General features: G+C 46.6%; 21 protein-coding genes. 4 read left to right on the top strand and 17 right to left on the bottom strand.

The genetic code is table 11. The features are described 5' to 3' along the window. Window positions 1-307 precede the first annotated feature (307 nt). The 9 genes from AB4Z17_RS23835 to racE all read right to left on the bottom strand — a co-directional run bounded on the left by AB4Z17_RS23835 (window position 308) and on the right by racE (window position 6,852). Entirely contained in the window at window positions 308-1,750 is a 1,443-nt protein-coding gene (locus AB4Z17_RS23835; RefSeq protein ID WP_441962480.1) for a PDZ domain-containing protein, read from the bottom strand. Between the two features lie 86 nt (window positions 1,751-1,836). Next, on the bottom strand, window positions 1,837-2,136 hold the full coding sequence (locus AB4Z17_RS23840) for a hypothetical protein (protein ID WP_076266793.1): 300 nt from the start codon (window positions 2,134-2,136) through the stop codon (window positions 1,837-1,839). After that, window positions 2,099-2,713 carry a DUF3990 domain-containing protein gene (locus AB4Z17_RS23845; protein ID WP_441962482.1) on the bottom strand — a complete coding sequence of 205 codons (615 nt, stop codon included), beginning with the start codon at window positions 2,711-2,713 and terminating at the stop codon, window positions 2,099-2,101. The genes AB4Z17_RS23840 and AB4Z17_RS23845 overlap by 38 nt, the downstream gene beginning before the upstream one ends. Window positions 2,714-2,823: 110 nt before the next feature. Next, window positions 2,824-3,048: a DUF1450 domain-containing protein gene (locus tag AB4Z17_RS23850; RefSeq protein ID WP_076266791.1), complete on the bottom strand. Its 225-nt coding sequence runs from the start codon at window positions 3,046-3,048 to the stop codon at window positions 2,824-2,826. A gap of 37 nt (window positions 3,049-3,085) precedes the next feature. Further along, window positions 3,086-3,388, bottom strand: a complete 303-nt coding sequence (locus AB4Z17_RS23855; protein WP_339203589.1) for an iron-sulfur cluster assembly accessory protein — start codon at window positions 3,386-3,388, stop codon at window positions 3,086-3,088. 45 nt (window positions 3,389-3,433) lie between these two features. Continuing rightward, on the bottom strand, window positions 3,434-3,667 hold the full coding sequence (locus AB4Z17_RS23860) for a hypothetical protein (protein WP_076266789.1): 234 nt from the start codon (window positions 3,665-3,667) through the stop codon (window positions 3,434-3,436). 78 nt (window positions 3,668-3,745) lie between these two features. Further along, window positions 3,746-4,651, bottom strand: a complete 906-nt coding sequence (locus AB4Z17_RS23865; protein ID WP_441962484.1) for a M14 family metallopeptidase — start codon at window positions 4,649-4,651, stop codon at window positions 3,746-3,748. A 309-nt stretch (window positions 4,652-4,960) separates the two neighbouring features. Next, window positions 4,961-5,515 carry a hypothetical protein gene (locus tag AB4Z17_RS23870; RefSeq protein WP_441962485.1) on the bottom strand — a complete coding sequence of 185 codons (555 nt, stop codon included), beginning with the start codon at window positions 5,513-5,515 and terminating at the stop codon, window positions 4,961-4,963. 527 nt (window positions 5,516-6,042) lie between these two features. After that, window positions 6,043-6,852, bottom strand: coding sequence for a glutamate racemase (racE, locus tag AB4Z17_RS23875; protein ID WP_441962487.1), 810 nt, complete (start codon window positions 6,850-6,852; stop codon window positions 6,043-6,045). A gap of 327 nt (window positions 6,853-7,179) precedes the next feature. On the opposite strand from racE, the gene AB4Z17_RS23880 reads away from it, so the two are divergent. The 3 genes from AB4Z17_RS23880 to AB4Z17_RS23890 all read left to right on the top strand — a co-directional run bounded on the left by AB4Z17_RS23880 (window position 7,180) and on the right by AB4Z17_RS23890 (window position 11,171). Continuing rightward, a complete protein-coding gene (locus tag AB4Z17_RS23880; RefSeq protein WP_441913058.1) occupies window positions 7,180-7,986 on the top strand; it encodes an SDR family oxidoreductase in 807 nt (268 codons plus the stop codon). 48 nt (window positions 7,987-8,034) lie between these two features. Continuing rightward, on the top strand, window positions 8,035-9,780 hold the full coding sequence (locus tag AB4Z17_RS23885) for an alpha-glycosidase (protein WP_441962489.1): 1,746 nt from the start codon (window positions 8,035-8,037) through the stop codon (window positions 9,778-9,780). 170 nt (window positions 9,781-9,950) lie between these two features. Continuing rightward, a complete protein-coding gene (locus tag AB4Z17_RS23890; protein WP_441962491.1) occupies window positions 9,951-11,171 on the top strand; it encodes a sugar phosphate nucleotidyltransferase in 1,221 nt (406 codons plus the stop codon). 134 nt (window positions 11,172-11,305) lie between these two features. Here AB4Z17_RS23890 and AB4Z17_RS23895 read toward each other — a convergent pair whose 3' ends face one another. From AB4Z17_RS23895 to AB4Z17_RS23915, 5 genes are all read right to left on the bottom strand, one after another. Continuing rightward, the gene (locus AB4Z17_RS23895; protein ID WP_441962493.1) at window positions 11,306-11,722 is read right to left on the bottom strand and encodes a YtxH domain-containing protein; all 417 of its coding nucleotides are present in this window, start codon (window positions 11,720-11,722) and stop codon (window positions 11,306-11,308) included. Window positions 11,723-11,773: 51 nt separating this feature from the next. After that, entirely contained in the window at window positions 11,774-12,250 is a 477-nt protein-coding gene (locus tag AB4Z17_RS23900; RefSeq protein WP_441913066.1) for a DUF948 domain-containing protein, read from the bottom strand. Between the two features lie 216 nt (window positions 12,251-12,466). Further along, window positions 12,467-13,123, bottom strand: a complete 657-nt coding sequence (locus AB4Z17_RS23905) for a helix-turn-helix transcriptional regulator (protein WP_441962497.1) — start codon at window positions 13,121-13,123, stop codon at window positions 12,467-12,469. A gap of 150 nt (window positions 13,124-13,273) precedes the next feature. Then, window positions 13,274-13,693 (bottom strand): DUF86 domain-containing protein, encoded by a 420-nt coding sequence (locus AB4Z17_RS23910; RefSeq protein WP_441881081.1) that lies wholly within the window; start codon window positions 13,691-13,693, stop codon window positions 13,274-13,276. Between the two features lie 152 nt (window positions 13,694-13,845). Further along, entirely contained in the window at window positions 13,846-14,133 is a 288-nt protein-coding gene (locus tag AB4Z17_RS23915) for a Dabb family protein (protein WP_076266783.1), read from the bottom strand. Window positions 14,134-14,243: 110 nt separating this feature from the next. Here AB4Z17_RS23915 and AB4Z17_RS23920 point away from each other — a divergent pair, with 110 nt between their 5' ends. Further along, the gene (locus AB4Z17_RS23920) at window positions 14,244-14,510 is read left to right on the top strand and encodes a hypothetical protein (RefSeq protein ID WP_339203605.1); all 267 of its coding nucleotides are present in this window, start codon (window positions 14,244-14,246) and stop codon (window positions 14,508-14,510) included. 69 nt (window positions 14,511-14,579) lie between these two features. On the opposite strand, the gene AB4Z17_RS23925 is transcribed toward AB4Z17_RS23920, so the two are convergent. The 3 genes from AB4Z17_RS23925 to AB4Z17_RS23935 form a co-directional block, all read right to left on the bottom strand. Further along, window positions 14,580-14,969 (bottom strand): cytochrome C oxidase subunit II, encoded by a 390-nt coding sequence (locus AB4Z17_RS23925; protein ID WP_441880990.1) that lies wholly within the window; start codon window positions 14,967-14,969, stop codon window positions 14,580-14,582. 135 nt (window positions 14,970-15,104) lie between these two features. Next, entirely contained in the window at window positions 15,105-15,506 is a 402-nt protein-coding gene (locus AB4Z17_RS23930; RefSeq protein WP_083681694.1) for a hypothetical protein, read from the bottom strand. A 242-nt stretch (window positions 15,507-15,748) separates the two neighbouring features. Then, window positions 15,749-16,951: ABC transporter ATP-binding protein (locus AB4Z17_RS23935; RefSeq protein WP_441962495.1), on the bottom strand; the 1,203-nt coding region annotated here is incomplete at its 5' end.

Below are 16,951 nucleotides of genomic sequence, written 5' to 3' on the forward strand. Positions count from 1 at the left end.
GGATAGGCGGCTGAAAAAATGCGATCACTCAAACGGTTCACGGCAGTGTTCACGACACGAACGAGGTGATTTTCGGGAATATCTTCAGCTAAATCCATTGGCAGGGTAAGTTGGTCCATGGTATATTGAATGTACATAGAAACCTTCCTTTCGAAGATGGTTGGGTGGTACCTCCATTTTACCAAAGGTTGGTTTCTTTGTTTTTTACAGATTTCAAAACTTTGAAGAGGGTGCCTCTAAAGCCTATGGCTTTTGGGACACCCTCTTTATTATATCCGTTATGCTCATATCATTACTTCACATGTAGCTACTTTTTATGCTCAGACAGCCAATTCAGCACATCGTCAATCGTGTTCACTGGCACAATGTTGAGATCAGGCGCTCCGCTGCGAGCATCACCTTCCAGCTCAGTCGGCACAAAAAACACATCCGCATCCGTCCGGCTGATGGCATAAGCCTTTTGCTTGATGCCGCCAATTAATCCAATCGAGCCATCTGCTTCAATTGTACCTGTACCCGCCACCTGATTGCCATACGTAACGCCGCCTGGTGTCAGCTGATCAATAATAGCCAGCGTCAGCATCGCCCCGTGAGATGGGCCTCCAATATGCGCCATAAAGCGTTTGTAATCGATGTTAAGCGGGATATCGAGAAGCAGCTCTGTTTGCACCGATATGCCGAACACCGCTCGCTCTGGCGAATCAGCTGCGGCCTTCGTCTTGACCTCTACCTGTGTTTGAACTCCCGCTCTCCTTAGCGTAATTTGTACCGAATCGCCGGGCTTTACCGCTTTCTCCATATATTCAGTCATCTCGCCAATCGATTTAACCGCTTGCCCATTCATCGCATCGATAATATCGCCAGCTTGCAGCTTCTGCTCAGCTGGACTATCCTTTACGATGGCAATAATTCTAATGCCATCTGGCTTAATTCCGCCTCCAACGCCTGCTTTCTGCATGGCAACAGCTGCTGCAACACGATTGGCATCCGTTTTCATATGAACGACTTGCGTGTACGACTCCGTCAGCGGCGGTTCATTTTCTGGTATTTTCTCGAAGCTATACATCGGAAGCAGCTTGGCATACAGCCAATCAGCCGGTACGGCCGGCCTCTCGAATACAAGTATGCCGTTTACCGTTCCCCCGCTGTTTTCGCTCTTCTCTACATGCGCATAACGATTCATATTGAGCGTCATCCCCGGGTATGTGACTCTATAGCCGGTAGGGCAGAGCAAAACCAATAGAAGCACTATCGTAATCGTTAGAGTGATCATCCCGCGCTTTGGCAGCCACAGAGAGCTTAGAAGCCTCTTGGGAGCGTTTGAACGATTCCCTCCTATATTCGATGCCTTCGCCGCTCGCGAACGCTCTAACCCTTCAGTAAGAAGCATATCTACAAACACTAGCGGTGCAGCAGCCCCAATAATCAGCAGCATCTGGAACAGCTTCTCTGGCRCAAACAGAACATATCCTGCTCCAACTATGCCTAGACCCGCGGTTATAAGCCGTACTAGCTGTAAAATAAGCGTCCAGCCTTTTCTTTTCCGCTGCTGCCAAACCCCGAGCAAGGCACCAGCCGCCCAGCTAATCGGTATTAGAGCTAATATATTGAACAACCAATCGATCATTTCTATCCACTGTATCCCGCCGGACGTCTTAAGCGGGGCCGGCAGCCAAATGAGCTCTGCTGCAACCAAACAGACAAGCGCTAGGACTAGTCCAAATAGGTAATAACGTGCTGGCTTCAGCATTCTTTTCCCCCTAAGCTTTCTCAAACGAAGCATATGTATATCTTTTAGGATAAACAAAGGACCCGGGCGATACACATCGCGGGGTCCTATTTCATTTGCAAATATTGCCGCTGTTCCGAATCAATGCCTCTGTCTCTCATTTCGCCTTTCTCCACGCTTTGGATACGTTCAAGCCACTGCGCCGGGGAATGGTTCATACGACGCGCACGATCGAGCAGCTGAGCATACTGGGCACAATTGTCATACCCGCTAAGCTTGCGGATAACCTGAATATATTCGACGACAAGTTCTCTTGCATCCGCTGCGGTATAGCCGTATTCGGCAGCTAAAGCCTCAGCAATTCCGCGTTCATATAAGCTTAACCTGACCTGTGTTTTCACTTTCATGATACATCCACCTGCTTCCCGAATAAATATGGTAGCCGACTAGTTTCAAATGAGATTCCCACCGTTCGGAGCAAAAAACGACCTGATTGCCGAGCCGCAGCGAATCGAGCTTCCTGCCTTTGCGCGACACTGTAATTTGCTCATAAAACCATTGATCATCTTTCTTTAATTGTACTGCTTTATGTACGATTTTTCCAGTGTCATTGTCCGCCATAGGACCGATGATAATGTCTGGATGCGCATCACAGGGATCAGTACCTTTGACCGCTGCCTTGCGGTGAGCAAGAATGAAAGACGCCCATGCCGGTGAATCGGATAAAAACAACAGAGGCTCGACCTGCTCCGGTACCGAGGCCAGCTCTACGACAAGCACGSATGGACGACCGCCGTCCCATGACTCCTTTGCTGCCTTATGCGACCATTTGCGTGCTTGCTCAGCCGATATTGTCGTATAAAATCCTTCTCCAAAATCTTTCCCCGGCCGCCAATAGGGTGAATTCAACAGCTTCTGCCCAAATGATTGTACAGTATCGCTTGTAGTTCCATGATATAAAAGCTGAGGCGTCGTTATGTCCACGCTCGCACTCCTTTCGTTTGGCTCCTCGTATGAAAATACAAAGACCCTACGAAATCAAACTGTCGCAGGGTCTTGTCGTGTATGTCGTTCTATTATATTAATATTATTATTTATTTCTTGATGTAAGGAATGATCTTCTCGATGACCTCATCCTCTGAAGGCGCCTTAATGTACCGTCCATTAACAAAAATAAATGCATAGCGGGCGCATGGCCCGCAGTACGACTTGCAGCCTACACGAACCTCTGTGTCCGGCGCCAGCTTCTGCAGCTTGGGTAAAATCGATTTGATCTTCGTATGCTTGCATTTGTCGCAAACCATTATATCGTTAGCCATTATTCATCGTCCTGTCTCAACCGAATACGGAAAAATGCTAGTGATCACCGTGGTTGCCCTTGGTTGGATTCGTAACGGCAAAACCTTCTTCAGGCACATAGAAATAATCGATGCGAACGCCGTCCAGAAAAGCATTGTCTTTCTCCAAAATAACATCGATCCCTTTGTCAGTGGATACAACAATATCCTTCTCAGTCGGCTCGTCGATTCCCATACCGTAATGAGCATGGTCGCCGTGCGAATGAGTGACATAAATACGCAGCTTTTTACCTTCGTTTTCAGGCTTGTCCAGCTCTACTTGCAGAACTTTAGCAGCATTTTTTGAAATTTTGCAGTTCATAAATTATCCAGCTCCTCTTATCGTTAGGCCTTTCGGCAATCGTTATTATTTTATATTATACTTGCTCTCCATTCTACGGGCAAACCATTCGGCAAGCACCATCGTAACCGCGATGTCGTCAATCGGCATGAACGGCATGACGTCCGGCAAAACCCAGTAAAGAAAAACAGGCACGGAAAAAATCAGCTTGTCCAGCAGTGAAACATCCTTTGATCGAAGCAGCTGAAAAATACGGACAAACGTACGCTGCCAATGGCGCAGCGACAGCAACTTACGCATGAAATCCCACCTTTGCTGACCTTTTCCGATAAGTATAGCATAAGCATGGCGTAATTAACTACTAGAGGCCAGCGGCCGCTAAAGGCGAAGCGCCTCTAGCAGCAGCGGCTGCAGCTCCACATAAATTTGATCAAAATTACTCATCGGCAGCGGATTTTCGCCATAGCCCGCTTCCACTGTAAAGCCGGGTCTGCGGAACTGATGAATGAACCAGTCCTTATATCCCGCATCGCTGCCAGTCAGCTTTACCGCTTCATATCCACTTGCCTGAGCGAGCCGTTTGGCAAGCTGCTCTGCATTTGCCGGCTCATAATCACGATAATTCCAATAGATTTCCCGCCCCTGCGTATGAAGCGCAAGAACCGCATCGAAACCAATTCTACACGTAAATTGAGCCATGGCATTCGCCTCCGGCTCACTTAGCGGATACGGTCCTGGATAGTCGCGCGGTCCAGGTCCCTCTACCCCTCTGCGCTTGCACTCCTCTTCCCAAAACGCAGGGAATTGATCATTTAAGTCAACACCTCTAATGTTGGCCTTCCAGTTGCTGAACTGATCGGAGCCGCCATTCCATTCCATTAGCTGTTGATAATAAGGATGTCTAGGCAATGCTCCATATTGTGCGAGCTCCACACCATCTGGGTTTACCATCGGTACAGCCCATAAAGTCACGTCTTTGCACAAATCCGCCACTTGCTGTCCACCCATTCGCTCCCCGCTGCAATAAGCTGCCGACAAATCAGCAACGAAGCGCATCAGCAGTGCAGAGGTTATCCATTCATTTGCATGAAAGGAGCCGTTCATATGAATTTGACGCGGACCATTGCCGCAGCGGAGCGCCAATAACGGCTTGCCCATTACGCTCTCCCCAATAATATGTGCGGATAAAAACGAGTATCTGCCTGATAGCTGCCGAACACCCTCCACTAAATCATGATAGCCATACGTTTGTAAGGAGTATATAACCATCGCCCCCAGCTGCATAAATTTGCTCCTATCATGCTATGCAAGGCCTTACTCGTCCTATGTAGCAATCAACAAAAAGAAGCCTTGCTATGTTGTCGGAAATCACAAGTATGAATATTGAACTGCGGTTTGAGATAATTTCTAGTCACAACTTCTAAGAGTCATATACAAACATATAGTAGCCCCAGTGTGCTAAAAACACAGAGGAGTTATTCATATAGTCATTCTGGACATACATAGTACGCTTACTATTCTTTTATTTACATAGAAAAAAATGGAAGGCTAGAAAACGATATTCTAGCCTGCCGTTATGTAGTGGAAGTTACCTTATTCCGCTCGTATAAGTGACCACATCTGCATGACACCAAATGCAATCTGTGTAAAACATAAAGTTGCTACGAGGGAAAGTGAATGGTTGTCAGATAAAATCATGATGGTTAGCGTTGCCGCTACCATCACAGCAGAGCCTGCGATCTCGACACCGTGTTTGAATGCTTTAATTTTGATTGCCCTCGAAATAAAAGTAACTAACGATACCCCATTTAGCAGTAAGAAAAAGATATAAACATACTTAACCACAGGCATACTTGATGCTAATTCAAAAAGACCGTTTACAACTAAGCCTTCTTTCATTGTGCTAACAATAATAGCCATCGCCACAACTACTGGCCATAGTGTTGTACTAAACACTAGGGTCAGCAGACCCATAATCGCCTTTGCTTCTCCTGTTGGTGTTTGCCTCGTGTTTCCGCGTCGTATGGTGTATGCTGTTACAATTAATCCTACGACAGTAAGCACAATACCTGCGATAGCCCCAAATAAACCAACAATGATAGCGATTTGGTCTCCATAACCAATTACGCCCACTGCGTTTACTTCCACTTCTCTCTACCCCCTAATTTTAAACCCCTTATATATTCAAATCTTTTTTCCCATATCCTTCTTTTTTAAATATAATTTTAAATGCCAAGTTATTAACTCGTTAAAGTTACCAAACACTGTTACATTTAACCGTGTACATTTTCACAAACTCTATAGAAAAAAATCGAAGGACAATTATTAAACTGTACAATGAATATGCCATTGCAGTGGAGACAAGCATATAAGCCAGATTAAGCTGGCTGAGTACTATCATGCTATAGGCTTGTATGGGGGCAAGTTGATATGACTGAATTCAGAGACAACTACTTTACTTTCGCACTGCAAAAAAAGGCCCAAATGAAGAACCAAGAGAACAAATAATCTTTGCCTCAAGTCTTCAATTGTCTTCCATGGAACATTATTTTCATTTGTATTTGTTTGTTATTCCTGTGCCAATGCCATTATTTCGAAATTGTCCCCATCTAATCTCACCAACACAGGAATAAAAGATAATTAATAACTGCAATAATTGAGCATCACTTTAACAATTAAATGATATTGGGTATTTGCCAAACTACAGGCGTCAGTTCAATCTGCTTCCCAAGCCACTGCTGAGTAATAGTTTGAAACATCCGCGGATCTCCGCTGCAAAAAAATTGATGCACCGGTTCCCTCTCCTCGCTCGCAAGCTGGTCATTGTTTTCCAAAATATTTCTGATCTCGCGTGTCGTCTCGTCCGCTGAGCTGATGAGATTCACGCTCTGACCCATCACCTCGGATATGGTTTCCGCTAGAAAAGGATAATGCGTGCAGCCAAGTATTAACGTATCCATTGGAAAAATCCGCAAATGCCCAATGGAGCTCTGCACCGTTTCGTACGTTTCAAAGGAACGAAAATTTCCCTTTTCCACTAGCGGCACAAATCTCGGGCACGCTTCGCTTATCACTTGCACCTTCGGTGACAACCTCTTTAAAGCTTGCTCATAAGCACCGCTTTTGATCGTTCCCTCTGTGCCGATGACACCAACATAACCCGTAGCTGTAAGGCCGATAGCTGCTCTTGCACCAGGATCAATGACGCCAACAACCGGGATCGCGACTCTTGAGCGAATGTCTTCAAGTCCGGCCGCTGTTGCTGTGTTACATGCTATAACAATCATTTTCGGATTAAACTGAATTAAGTAATCGACGATTTCCCTCGTAAAACGAACAATCTCTTCTGAAGAACGCGGTCCATAAGGCGTTCGAGCCGTGTCTCCAAAGTAAAGGATTTTTTCTCGCGGCAGTTGGCGCATAACTTCCTTGGCAACGGTGAGGCCGCCAACGCCTGAGTCCAGTATTGCAATCGGTTGCTGCACAAACACACCGCTTTCCTAAACATAATGTGATGAATAGAGACAAAATAGCATATGAATACAGGCACAAAAACGTACCAGTATCTTATCGACATTTCGGACAAGCGGTCTGTAATTTCAAATTGAAAGCTCAATGTAAATGACAAAGGACCGTCAATGACTACGTTATGTAGCATTGACAGTCCTTTTTTGGTTAATCCAGCAATAATGCAGAGGAATTAATGGGGGCAGCCTTTAGCATTCGGTTTAGATCATCTCGGATCGGGTACATACGTGTAGAAACAATTGGAGCATTGCATTTGGATTGAAAACAAAAAGGAGGGCATTCAGATGACAAAAGTGAAATATCCGATCGGCCGTTTACAAGAAAAGGTCGCTCTCATTACCGGGGCTGGCTCTGGTATTGGCAGGGCAGCAGCTTTGAAATTCGCGAAGGAAGGCGCCAATTTGGTTCTGCTTGATGTTAAAGAATCCGCCATGGAGCAAGTATGCCGCAGTGTTCGAGAATACAATGTCGACTGCTTGCCTATTGAAACTGATATTTCCAATGAAGCTCAGCTTGCAGACGCCTATCGACAAGCACGCGAGCATTATGGACACCTAGACATTGTATTTGCCAATGCAGGTATTAACGGTGTATTAACACCGATTGAACTAATGGATATCGAAGACTGGAATACGACGCTTCAAGTTAATCTCACCGGCACATTCCTGACTGTAAAACACGCTATCCCTTTGTTAAAGGATAAAGGCGGAAGCATTATTATCACAAGCTCCATAAATGGTAATCGGGTGTTCTCGAATATCGGTTTCAGCGCCTACAGCAGCACGAAGGCCGGACAGGTCGCTTTTGCCAAGATGGCTGCTTTGGAGCTTGCCCAGTACAAAATTCGCGTGAATGCCATCTGCCCCGGAGCTATTGAGACAAATATCGAGCAAAATACGGAGCGTACGCCAGAACTCGAGAGTGTGTCGATACCCGTTGAATATCCAGAAGGCAGCCAGCCGCTCGAAGATGGGCCCGGCAGCGCGGCTCAAGTGGCCAAGCTTGCATTATTCCTCGCATCTGATGATTCGGACCATGTCTCAGGTACCACCGTTTACATAGACGGAGCAGAATCCTTGCTGCGCGGATAGCTATTATTAACGATAGATAGAAGATCATATGATAAGGGGCGAACGCCATTGTTTAAAGAATGTTTACATCATTCATCGGATTTGAAATGGGCTTATGCATACGACCGTGATACTTTCCATCTTAGACTCCGCACCAAAAGAAATGACGTTGAAGAGGCTGTTGCGGTAACAGGAGATAAATACGACTGGGATCAGCATCATCATGATGTTCCGATGGAAAAAATAGCTGCCGATTCCCTCTTTGATTATTGGGAAGCTGCCGTCAAGCCGGAGTTTCGGCGTTTTTCGTACGGCTTTCGTGTACGCAGCGGCGAAGAAACGTTATGGCTCATTGAGAATGGCATCTTTGAGGAGCAGCCCGCCCCAGCTGGCGGATATTTTGAAATTCCTTTTATTCATTCGGTCGATTTGTTTGATGCGCCTGAATGGGCAAAGGAAGCTGTTTTCTATCAAATTATGCCTGACCGCTTCGCAAATGGCGATACGGCCAACGACCCCGACCACGTGCAGCCCTGGGGTGAAGCACCGAGCGGCGAAAGCCACTTTGGCGGTGACCTTCAAGGCATAATGGATAATCTCAAGCATCTAACGGACCTCGGAGTTACGGCGATTTATTTGACGCCTTTATTTACAGCACCTTCAAATCACAAATATGATACGGTCGATTATATGCAAATCGATCCGCAGTTCGGAAATGCCGAGCAGCTTAAGAAGCTGGTCAGCGCTTGTCATGATCTAAATATCCGAGTTGTCTTGGATGCTGTCTTTAATCATACGAGCGAGCAGTTTCCACCTTTCCAAGACGTGCTCGCAAATGGAGAAAATTCGAAGTACAAGGATTGGTTTCATCTGAATGGCTTCCCTGTAGAGGTCAAAGACGGTGCAGCCAATTATGCTACGTTTGGATTTTATGGCAATATGCCGAAGCTGAATACCGAAAATTCTGAAGTAAAACAATTTTTGCTTGATGTTGCTGTGCACTGGATTAAAGAAGCAGATATCGACGGATGGCGGCTCGATGTTGCCAACGAAATTGATCATGCTTTCTGGCGGGATTTCCGTCATGCCGTTAAGGCTGAAAAGCCGGATGCTTTTATTATCGGCGAGGTATGGAGCAATTCGCTTAACTGGCTGCACGGTGATCAGTTTGACTCTTCTATGAATTATCCATTTACGCAGCACATCTTGGATTTTTTCGCTTCCTCCGAAGGAAAGGCATCGGATTTTGCCGATCAAATCAACCGTTTACTTATGCGATATCCTCAGCAAACCAATGAGGCGATGTTCAACCTCCTATCCAGTCATGATACACCTCGTGCGTCAACTCGCTTAAATGGAGACAAGCAGCGTTTAAAGCAAGCCGTTGTATTCATGATGACTTCTATGGGCATCCCTTGCATCTATTATGGCGATGAGGTTGGAATGGATGGCGGAGATGATCCGGACTGCCGCAAATGTATGGAATGGGATGCGGACAAGCAGGACCGCGAGCTGTTTGATTTCTATCAGCTCCTCATTGCCCTACGTAAGCAGCATACCGTTCTTCGTGACGGGCGATTCCGCTTTTTGTATGCAGATAACGAACGCGGCGCTTTCATTTATGAGCGCTTAAACGCCAAGCAACATTTTACCATTTGGATTAACCATACCGAAGAAACCGTTAAGCTTGCGCATCCCATGCAGGCGGACGACTGGAAAGATGCGCTCTCGAATGAAGAAGTCACCACATTCGAAGAGCAGCTTCAGCTTGAGCTCGGTCCCCATGACTTCCGAATTTTGTATAGAAATATCTAATCATTTGAGGGCTTTTACACCGTCTTTCTGGCGGGGCAAGAGCCCTTTTCACTTATCTATTTCCCCCTTTTTTTCACCGTATCGGTTTCAAAGCCACCATGAAAGGTTAATGACTCCATATAAGAAACAGAGCCAACACTACTACACTTACTGGTCAGGGGGAAATTGAATTGAAGAACCATACTGAATGTATTGCTATGCTGTTAGCCGGTGGAGAAGGGCGGCGCCTAGCCCCGCTCACAAGTCAGTTTGCCAAACCTGTCGTACCTTTTGGCGATCGCTTCCGGATGATTGATTTTCCACTTAACAATTGTGCAAACTCAAATATTACTACGATTGGCGTGCTTACGCAGTACTGCGCCGAAAGCGTTCATAAATATGTAAATCAATCCACGAACGGCTATCAAACGGATCAAGCGAATAGCGGAGTAGCCTTCCTCCCTTCTTCAAGAAAATGTTTAGAGGGCTATGCAGGAACGGCCGATGCTATTTATCAGAACATCGACTTTATCGATGAGAAAGCTCCTGAGCATGTACTAATCCTCTCGGGCGACCACATTTACGAAATGGACTACAAGCCTATGCTTGAATTCCACAAAAATCGCGGCGCAGCCGTTACGATCGCCGTTAAACAAGTTCCTTGGCGCGAGGCAAGCCGCTTCGGCATTTTAGAAACTGATGAACAATTTCGGGTCAATTCCTTTCATGAAAAACCTTCGGATCCTCGCAGCAACTTAGCTTCCATGGGCATTTATTTATTCCGCTGGGCAGACTTGAAAAAAATACTCATTGAAGATGCTGCTTCAGGAGCGTCAACTCATGATTTTGGAAAAGATATTATTCCTGCTCTTCTTTCCTCCAAAACCAATATGATCGCTTATCCTTATAACGGCTACTGGCGGGATGTCGGCACAATCAACAGCCTATGGGAAGCCAACATGGACCTGCTGGATGGCGAGCTAAAGCTTGGCGCAGCCAAGTGGCCAGCTCAGTCCGGAACAAACCAGTCTAGCGAAAAGCCTTACTTGAGCCCCGAAGCATCAATTACTGACTCCATCCTCCACCCCGCTTGCGCTGTGGAAGCAGAAGTAACACGCTCCATCATTTGCTCAGGCGTTACAATTGGCGTAAACAGCGAAATTTATGAGAGCATCATCATGCCGGGAGCCAGAATTGGAAGAAATGTTACGCTCCATCGCGCCATTATCGGTGAAGGTGCTATCATTCATGACGGCGCGTTCGTCGGTCGATTAGATGATGAAATTTCTGTAGTAGGGCCAGGTGAAGCCATTACCGCAACTTCACCATCAATGAACGACTACAATATGGAGCCGCTCGCAAGCTTGCTTCGTCCCGTATCCAATTACGTTCACAACCATATTGTTGGCTAACCCCTATCCATACACGTGAATAAAAAAACAAACGGCAGGAGACTTCGCTCCCTGCCGTTTGCCTTTTTGTATTATACGAGTGAACCATTTTACCCATTGTCTAATTTACGTATGTTGCAACTACCGCTAAGTCTCTATTGTTCCTTTGCTGTAGCAGCTTCTGTTTCTCCGGCTTCTACTGCTTCAATTGCGCTTGCTGCTTGCTCATTGCCCTCATCTGTAAATGCAATATCGCCACTAACCGCTTCTGTTTCCTCTGTACCCTTGTTGCGGCCTCTTACGGTGCTTACAACGCTGCTTGCCGCTTGTTTCGTACGATCGGCAATTTGAATCGCTTGGCCGCTGATCTGTTTAGCAATACGGCCCGTCGTATCGCCCACTTGACCTGCAACTCTAACCGTTGTTTCTCCAACCTTCTGCGCGCCTGTTGAAATATCCTGACGCAATTCCTTGCCCGGCTTCGGTGCTAGCAACAATGCAGCAATCGAGCCTACAACACCTCCAGCTAATGCGCCGAGAAAAAATCCTTTTGTTTGTTTACGTGTTGTCATTGTTTTTGCTCCTTTCGTGTTTAGCGTGCTCTTCGACCTTAGCACTTTGACTTAAGATTCCGATTCGAATACAGGTCCATGCTCATCTTCGGCAGTCGTTGCTGCCTTTCGGCTAGTTTGCCACAGCTGCCATGCCGCCATCCCTAGCTCTGCCCATTCAAGCGCCTCACCGACCTGCCGCTTCGTCTCGTGCCGCTTAGCATGCTGCTCAGCCGACTCCGATAATATAGACGTTACCCGCTCAACCGTCGATGTCGTGTGGGCAATTGCTCCGCCGACCTGCCCTGCCGCTTCAAATAGCTTGCTCATGGCTTGCAGCTGACGATGTACCGCACGAATCGCTTCCTCGGTCGGCTGCACAAGCCCGCTAATCTCAGCGGATAACTTACTGAGGTCCTGCCTCATAACCTCCGCTTCAGCCTGCACTTGCTTCACTCTGCTTAGCGCCGACCGCAAGGCAATGAGTATACCGCCAACTAGAATGACAAATGCTCCAGCAACTACCGCTGCGCTCCACATCATGACCATGCCTGCATCCCTCCTCCTCTATCAATTGCAGGATCATACGTATATGCTCCTAGACGAATGCCCACTTGCGTAATGACAGTATAAGCAGCATGGGCTTGTCATGACACAACCGAAATAAAAATGATAAAGCATCACTGCTTTCTCCACATTGGCAACAAAAAAAGGCTGCCTCAGCAAATCTTCTCCGATTTGCAAAGACAACCTCTATTTATTACATCAACCGATATGGTAGCTACACTTGCCGCCGCCCTTCGCCAAACATTCCGTTCGTTCAACAGGCACGTCAAGCAGCGATTTAAACAAGRAGAGCTCACATTTGCAAGCTTGCAAATATTTGCCGGCTACTTGAGCAATCGGACAATTATACTCATACAACATATAGCTGCCATCGCTTTGTGGTTCCACTTCAGCCATATATCCTCCAGCGTTCTGAATCGCTGCGAGCTCGCTCACCTTCTGCTCCAAGCTCTTGCCCGCCATTCGCGGCTCATAACGCTCGAGCAGCTTGTTCTTGCGTCCATCAAACATCCGGTCAATAAGCACTGCGGTATCCGGGTCATCAGCGAGCTCGCCCAGCAAGTCGAGTGCGAGCATATGATAATTTTTCGGGAAAAGCTCATCCGCCTCAGCTGTCAGCTCATACGCATGGAGCGGTCTGCCCATGGCTTGCCGCACCGATACGATATTCACGCTGCCTTCGCTCTCTAGTGCATACATATGCCGCCTGATTGCCATTTCCGTTAGTCCGAGCTCGCTTGACAAGGAACCAGCATTCAATCTGCCGCCTGTTTTCAGCAGCATCAATATGCGCTCTCGCGTGGAATGATCGCCGCGCGAAGCTGCCGTTATATCTGATGCACTTGCCGTTTTCATCCGCTTCAACCCTTCACCACCTTTGCAGGCTTGATAGCGTCATTGTAACGTATTTTTAGTTTTTCGTAAATCAAGCGTAAAACAATCATAAAGTCATAATCTATGCTTGCTCTGCAATCGTAATGGTTTACATGCAAATAGCAAAAACGCCTACAGCTCGCGTTCTAAATAATCATCAATCGATTGCTTAAAGGCAGGCAGCAGAGTAGTAAGCGTCTTCGTAAGCGGATGAAGCTCAGTTCTCGGCCAAACATAATAGTCCTGCACTAACGGCTTGCGAAGCTTCACCAGCTCCGTCAGCGTCGCCTGCATTTCAAGCGGAAACGCGCCTGCCTCGCCAGTAATATCGATGATGTCCTCATAGCTGCTCGCATCCCGCAAAATAAACCCGTCGATCAAGAAGCTGCCAACATCTGTTACGGTTTCAATAGCCAGATGCAGCGCTCTTTCCTGCGCCAGCCCCTCCAGCACCGTTCCCTGCCAATTAGCGGCAAGCGAGTCCAGCGCCGAAGCAATTTCAGTAATCGAATTCAACCTTACCGCTATTTGTTCACGATTCACATAATACATCAATCAGTCGCCCGCTTTCAGCCTTGCTTCTTTTTTTTCCCTTTGCGTTTCAGCCACGCCACCATAATAATGCTGCTAAATATGATAACAAGCAAATAAGTAAATATTTCGTATACGTCCCTCATGTCGCTCATAACTGCTCAACCTGCCTCTCAGCTTTCAAAATCAACGCTGACGGAAGCTTCACGAACTTGCATCATGTGTTCAATAACTTTTTTATGTACAGGATGCACTTGATACACTTCTAGCGCTTCCAAAGATTCGAACTTCGTAATAAGAGCGATATCGTAAGAACGCTCCGAATGCACAACGTCCACGCCAACCTCAATCGACTTTAATACTTCGATTTGCCCTTCCATATCCCTAAGCACTTGTGCGGTACGCGCTACGCTCTCTGCGCTGCCATCTTTTAATTTAAAAAATACGATATGAGTAAGCATTATTTAGTTCCTCCTCTAATATTGACGCATAACTTTTGTCTATTTGTCACATAATAACCTATGCAGTCGCATTACGGCAATCTTTAACACGAAGGGGCTCGGTGTACGTTATGCGCTATCCGGTTACAATTGTTGCAACAGTTATTGGACTAGCTATCTGCTTGTTCAACTCCACGGGTTACGACCCGCACAATCTTGTTTTCTTCATGTTTAGCATTCCCGCTTGGGTCGTTGATTTATTTGTTGACGTGCACGAGGTTAACGTCTTGCTCATGTATGTACTTACTGTTGCTACATGGGCGCTGCTTGGCTTTCTCGCCGACGTTCTAATCGTACGCAGTCGTGATAAAGAGCATCATCCTCGTTCAGCACGATAGCTTTATTTTAGGCAAAAAGGAGCCTTTCGGCTCCTTTCTCATTTCTACAGCACATGAATCAATTACGCACTAGGCTGCTTCAACCACTAAAGTCGATTCCATCGTTGTATGTCCTTGACCGCATGGAATGGAACAATAGATTCTGTAAGTACCTGGCTCTTTAAACTCCAAATCTGTTTCCGGGTGATCGTTATCCAAAGCTACTTGAAGCTCGTCAATATGCATCCCGTGGATACCGCTTTTGTTGGAAAGTTTTAGTCTAACTTTGTCTCCAACTTTAACTTTGTACTCTTTTTGATCAAATACAAAATCGTTGGACGCTACAACCTTCAATAAAGTCATGCCCTCTGGCAACGAGGCAGACTCATCAACCGGCTTAGCTGGCAGTGCGAATGTGAGCAAATATAAGCCCAGCAAAGACGCCGCTGCGAATACAGTAAACATAATCCACTTATGCATTGCTATGTGCTCCCCTTTGCGATCATAATGTCTACCTCTTATATTACATAAGATCGTCCGAAGTTCTCAACCTTAAACTACGGAAAGCTGAAAAGTTTTTTTGTTATTTTGACAAAACCATGAACAATTACAAAATTAGCTGGACAAATACTGTTTTAACACCCGTTCAGACTCCGCTTTTACAAAGCCCCACAGCATAAAAAAACGATGATGGTACCCTCTGCACACATATTCGGCATGCAAACCATCGGCTTCGCGCTTCTCCTCATACACCTTTATTCCTGTTTCGCGGAATTTCCTTCTAATTCCAGCGAGGTCGAGCAGCACCCGATCCTGCATGCCGCGCATCATCGATTCATAAAACCGCGGCAGTTTAATGGCTGAAGTGCCGATCACGCGTATATCATGATCCAAAATACGCATAACAATGCCAAGCAAAACGTACTGCTTCACCAGCACAAGCTCTTCCTCGGTCTGTATCGGTGGATTAGCTGCCATTCTGACTTTTCCGCGGGCTTCTTCCTCTTTAGCGGCCATTGCCACCCCTCCAAATAAGAACGTTTGTTCTTATTATAGCGAGGAGCGAGGATTTGATGCAAGTTAATTTACTATTACCCAAAAGTTAACTTTTAATCCCGCTTGACGTGATTGTTTGCGAGTCATTGATTCGCATCCGTTGCATGACATAGGCTTAAATCAATTTTTACCAAATCCGATGTAATACAACATGCTCGTGCTTATAGCAGGTTCCCCTGCAGCTAAGCACGCCAAACAGTAACTCATGCTACGGAGCCTGGTTCAGTGGAGAATTGGCTGTTGTATAAATCGGCATAGAAGCCGCCTTTGGCTAGGAGCTCGTCATGGCTGCCTTTCTCGATCACATCGCCATGGTTCATGACGAGAATCATGTCCGCATCTTTAATGGTTGATAGACGATGGGCAATGACGAAGCTTGTTCGGCCTTCCATCAGCCTGCCCATCGCTTTCTGAATTTGCGCTTCTGTTCTTGTATCCACGCTGCTCGTCGCTTCATCAAGGATAAGAATAGCCGGATCGGCAAGAATGGCTCTTGCAATCGTGAGCAGCTGCTTCTGACCCTGCGAGATGTTGGAAGCTTCTTCATTCAGCACCGTATCATAGCCCTCAGGCAGCGTCCGAATAAAATGATCGGCATGTGCCGCTTGAGCTGCATCCACAATCTCTGTCTCCGTTGCACCTTCGCGTCCATAAGCGATATTGTCACGAATAGTGCCATTAAACAGCCATGTATCCTGCAGCACCATCCCGAACAGCATGCGCAAATCTCCCCGGCGCAGCTGGGTGATGTTCACCCCGTCAACCGTAATGCTGCCCTCGTTAATCTCATAGAAACGCATCAGCAAATTGACTAATGTCGTTTTACCGGCACCTGTTGGACCAACGATGGCAACCATCTGCCCTTGCTTCACGTCGATGTTCATATCGCCAATCAGGACAGCATCTTCCTTATAACCAAACTTTACATGCTCAAAACGAACATTCCCTTGCGGCGCAGCAATAACTGCTGCATCTTTTCCGCTTGGTTCCGCGCTTTCTTCCTGCTCATCAAGCAGCTCAAACACCCGCTCCGCCGATGCAATTGTCGACTGGATAATATTTGCTATATTCGCGGTCTGTGTCAGCGGCTGTGAGAATTGCCTTGCATACTGAATAAAAGCTTGTATATCGCCGATTTTGATCGCGTGACGCGTGACGAGAATACCGCCAACAACGCTGATCAGCACATAGCCGATGTTGTTAATAAATGACATCAGCGGCATCATCACACCGGAAATAAATTGCGCCTTTCGACCTGAATGATAAAGCCGTTCGTTAATGGCATCAAACTCAGCAACTGACCTGCGCTCATGGCCAAAAGCTTTGATGATTTTATGTCCCGTGTACATTTCCTCTACATGTCCGTTCAACTGCCCAAGCTCCGCTTGCTGGGATTTGAAATACCC

This window comes from Paenibacillus sp. TAF43_2 (genome assembly GCF_052113545.1).
Taxonomy (GTDB): domain Bacteria; phylum Bacillota; class Bacilli; order Paenibacillales; family Paenibacillaceae; genus Pristimantibacillus.

Bases quoted from the DNA above. Each gene is read 5' to 3' on its own strand.
- AB4Z17_RS23880 (WP_441913058.1), top strand. From the start codon at position 7,180: ATGACAAAAGTGAAATATCCGATCGGCCGTTTACAAGAAAAGGTCGCT.
- AB4Z17_RS23850 (WP_076266791.1), bottom strand. From the start codon at position 3,048: ATGGCTAACGATATAATGGTTTGCGACAAATGCAAGCATACGAAGATC.
- AB4Z17_RS23920 (WP_339203605.1), top strand. From the start codon at position 14,244: ATGCGCTATCCGGTTACAATTGTTGCAACAGTTATTGGACTAGCTATC.
- AB4Z17_RS23860 (WP_076266789.1), bottom strand. From the start codon at position 3,667: ATGCGTAAGTTGCTGTCGCTGCGCCATTGGCAGCGTACGTTTGTCCGT.
- AB4Z17_RS23865 (WP_441962484.1), bottom strand. From the start codon at position 4,651: ATGCAGCTGGGGGCGATGGTTATATACTCCTTACAAACGTATGGCTAT.
- AB4Z17_RS23900 (WP_441913066.1), bottom strand. From the start codon at position 12,250: ATGGTCATGATGTGGAGCGCAGCGGTAGTTGCTGGAGCATTTGTCATT.
- AB4Z17_RS23915 (WP_076266783.1), bottom strand. From the start codon at position 14,133: ATGCTTACTCATATCGTATTTTTTAAATTAAAAGATGGCAGCGCAGAG.
- AB4Z17_RS23855 (WP_339203589.1), bottom strand. From the start codon at position 3,388: ATGAACTGCAAAATTTCAAAAAATGCTGCTAAAGTTCTGCAAGTAGAG.
- AB4Z17_RS23840 (WP_076266793.1), bottom strand. From the start codon at position 2,136: ATGAAAGTGAAAACACAGGTCAGGTTAAGCTTATATGAACGCGGAATT.
- AB4Z17_RS23930 (WP_083681694.1), bottom strand. From the start codon at position 15,506: ATGGCCGCTAAAGAGGAAGAAGCCCGCGGAAAAGTCAGAATGGCAGCT.
- AB4Z17_RS23895 (WP_441962493.1), bottom strand. From the start codon at position 11,722: ATGACAACACGTAAACAAACAAAAGGATTTTTTCTCGGCGCATTAGCT.
- AB4Z17_RS23910 (WP_441881081.1), bottom strand. From the start codon at position 13,693: ATGTATTATGTGAATCGTGAACAAATAGCGGTAAGGTTGAATTCGATT.
- AB4Z17_RS23925 (WP_441880990.1), bottom strand. From the start codon at position 14,969: ATGCATAAGTGGATTATGTTTACTGTATTCGCAGCGGCGTCTTTGCTG.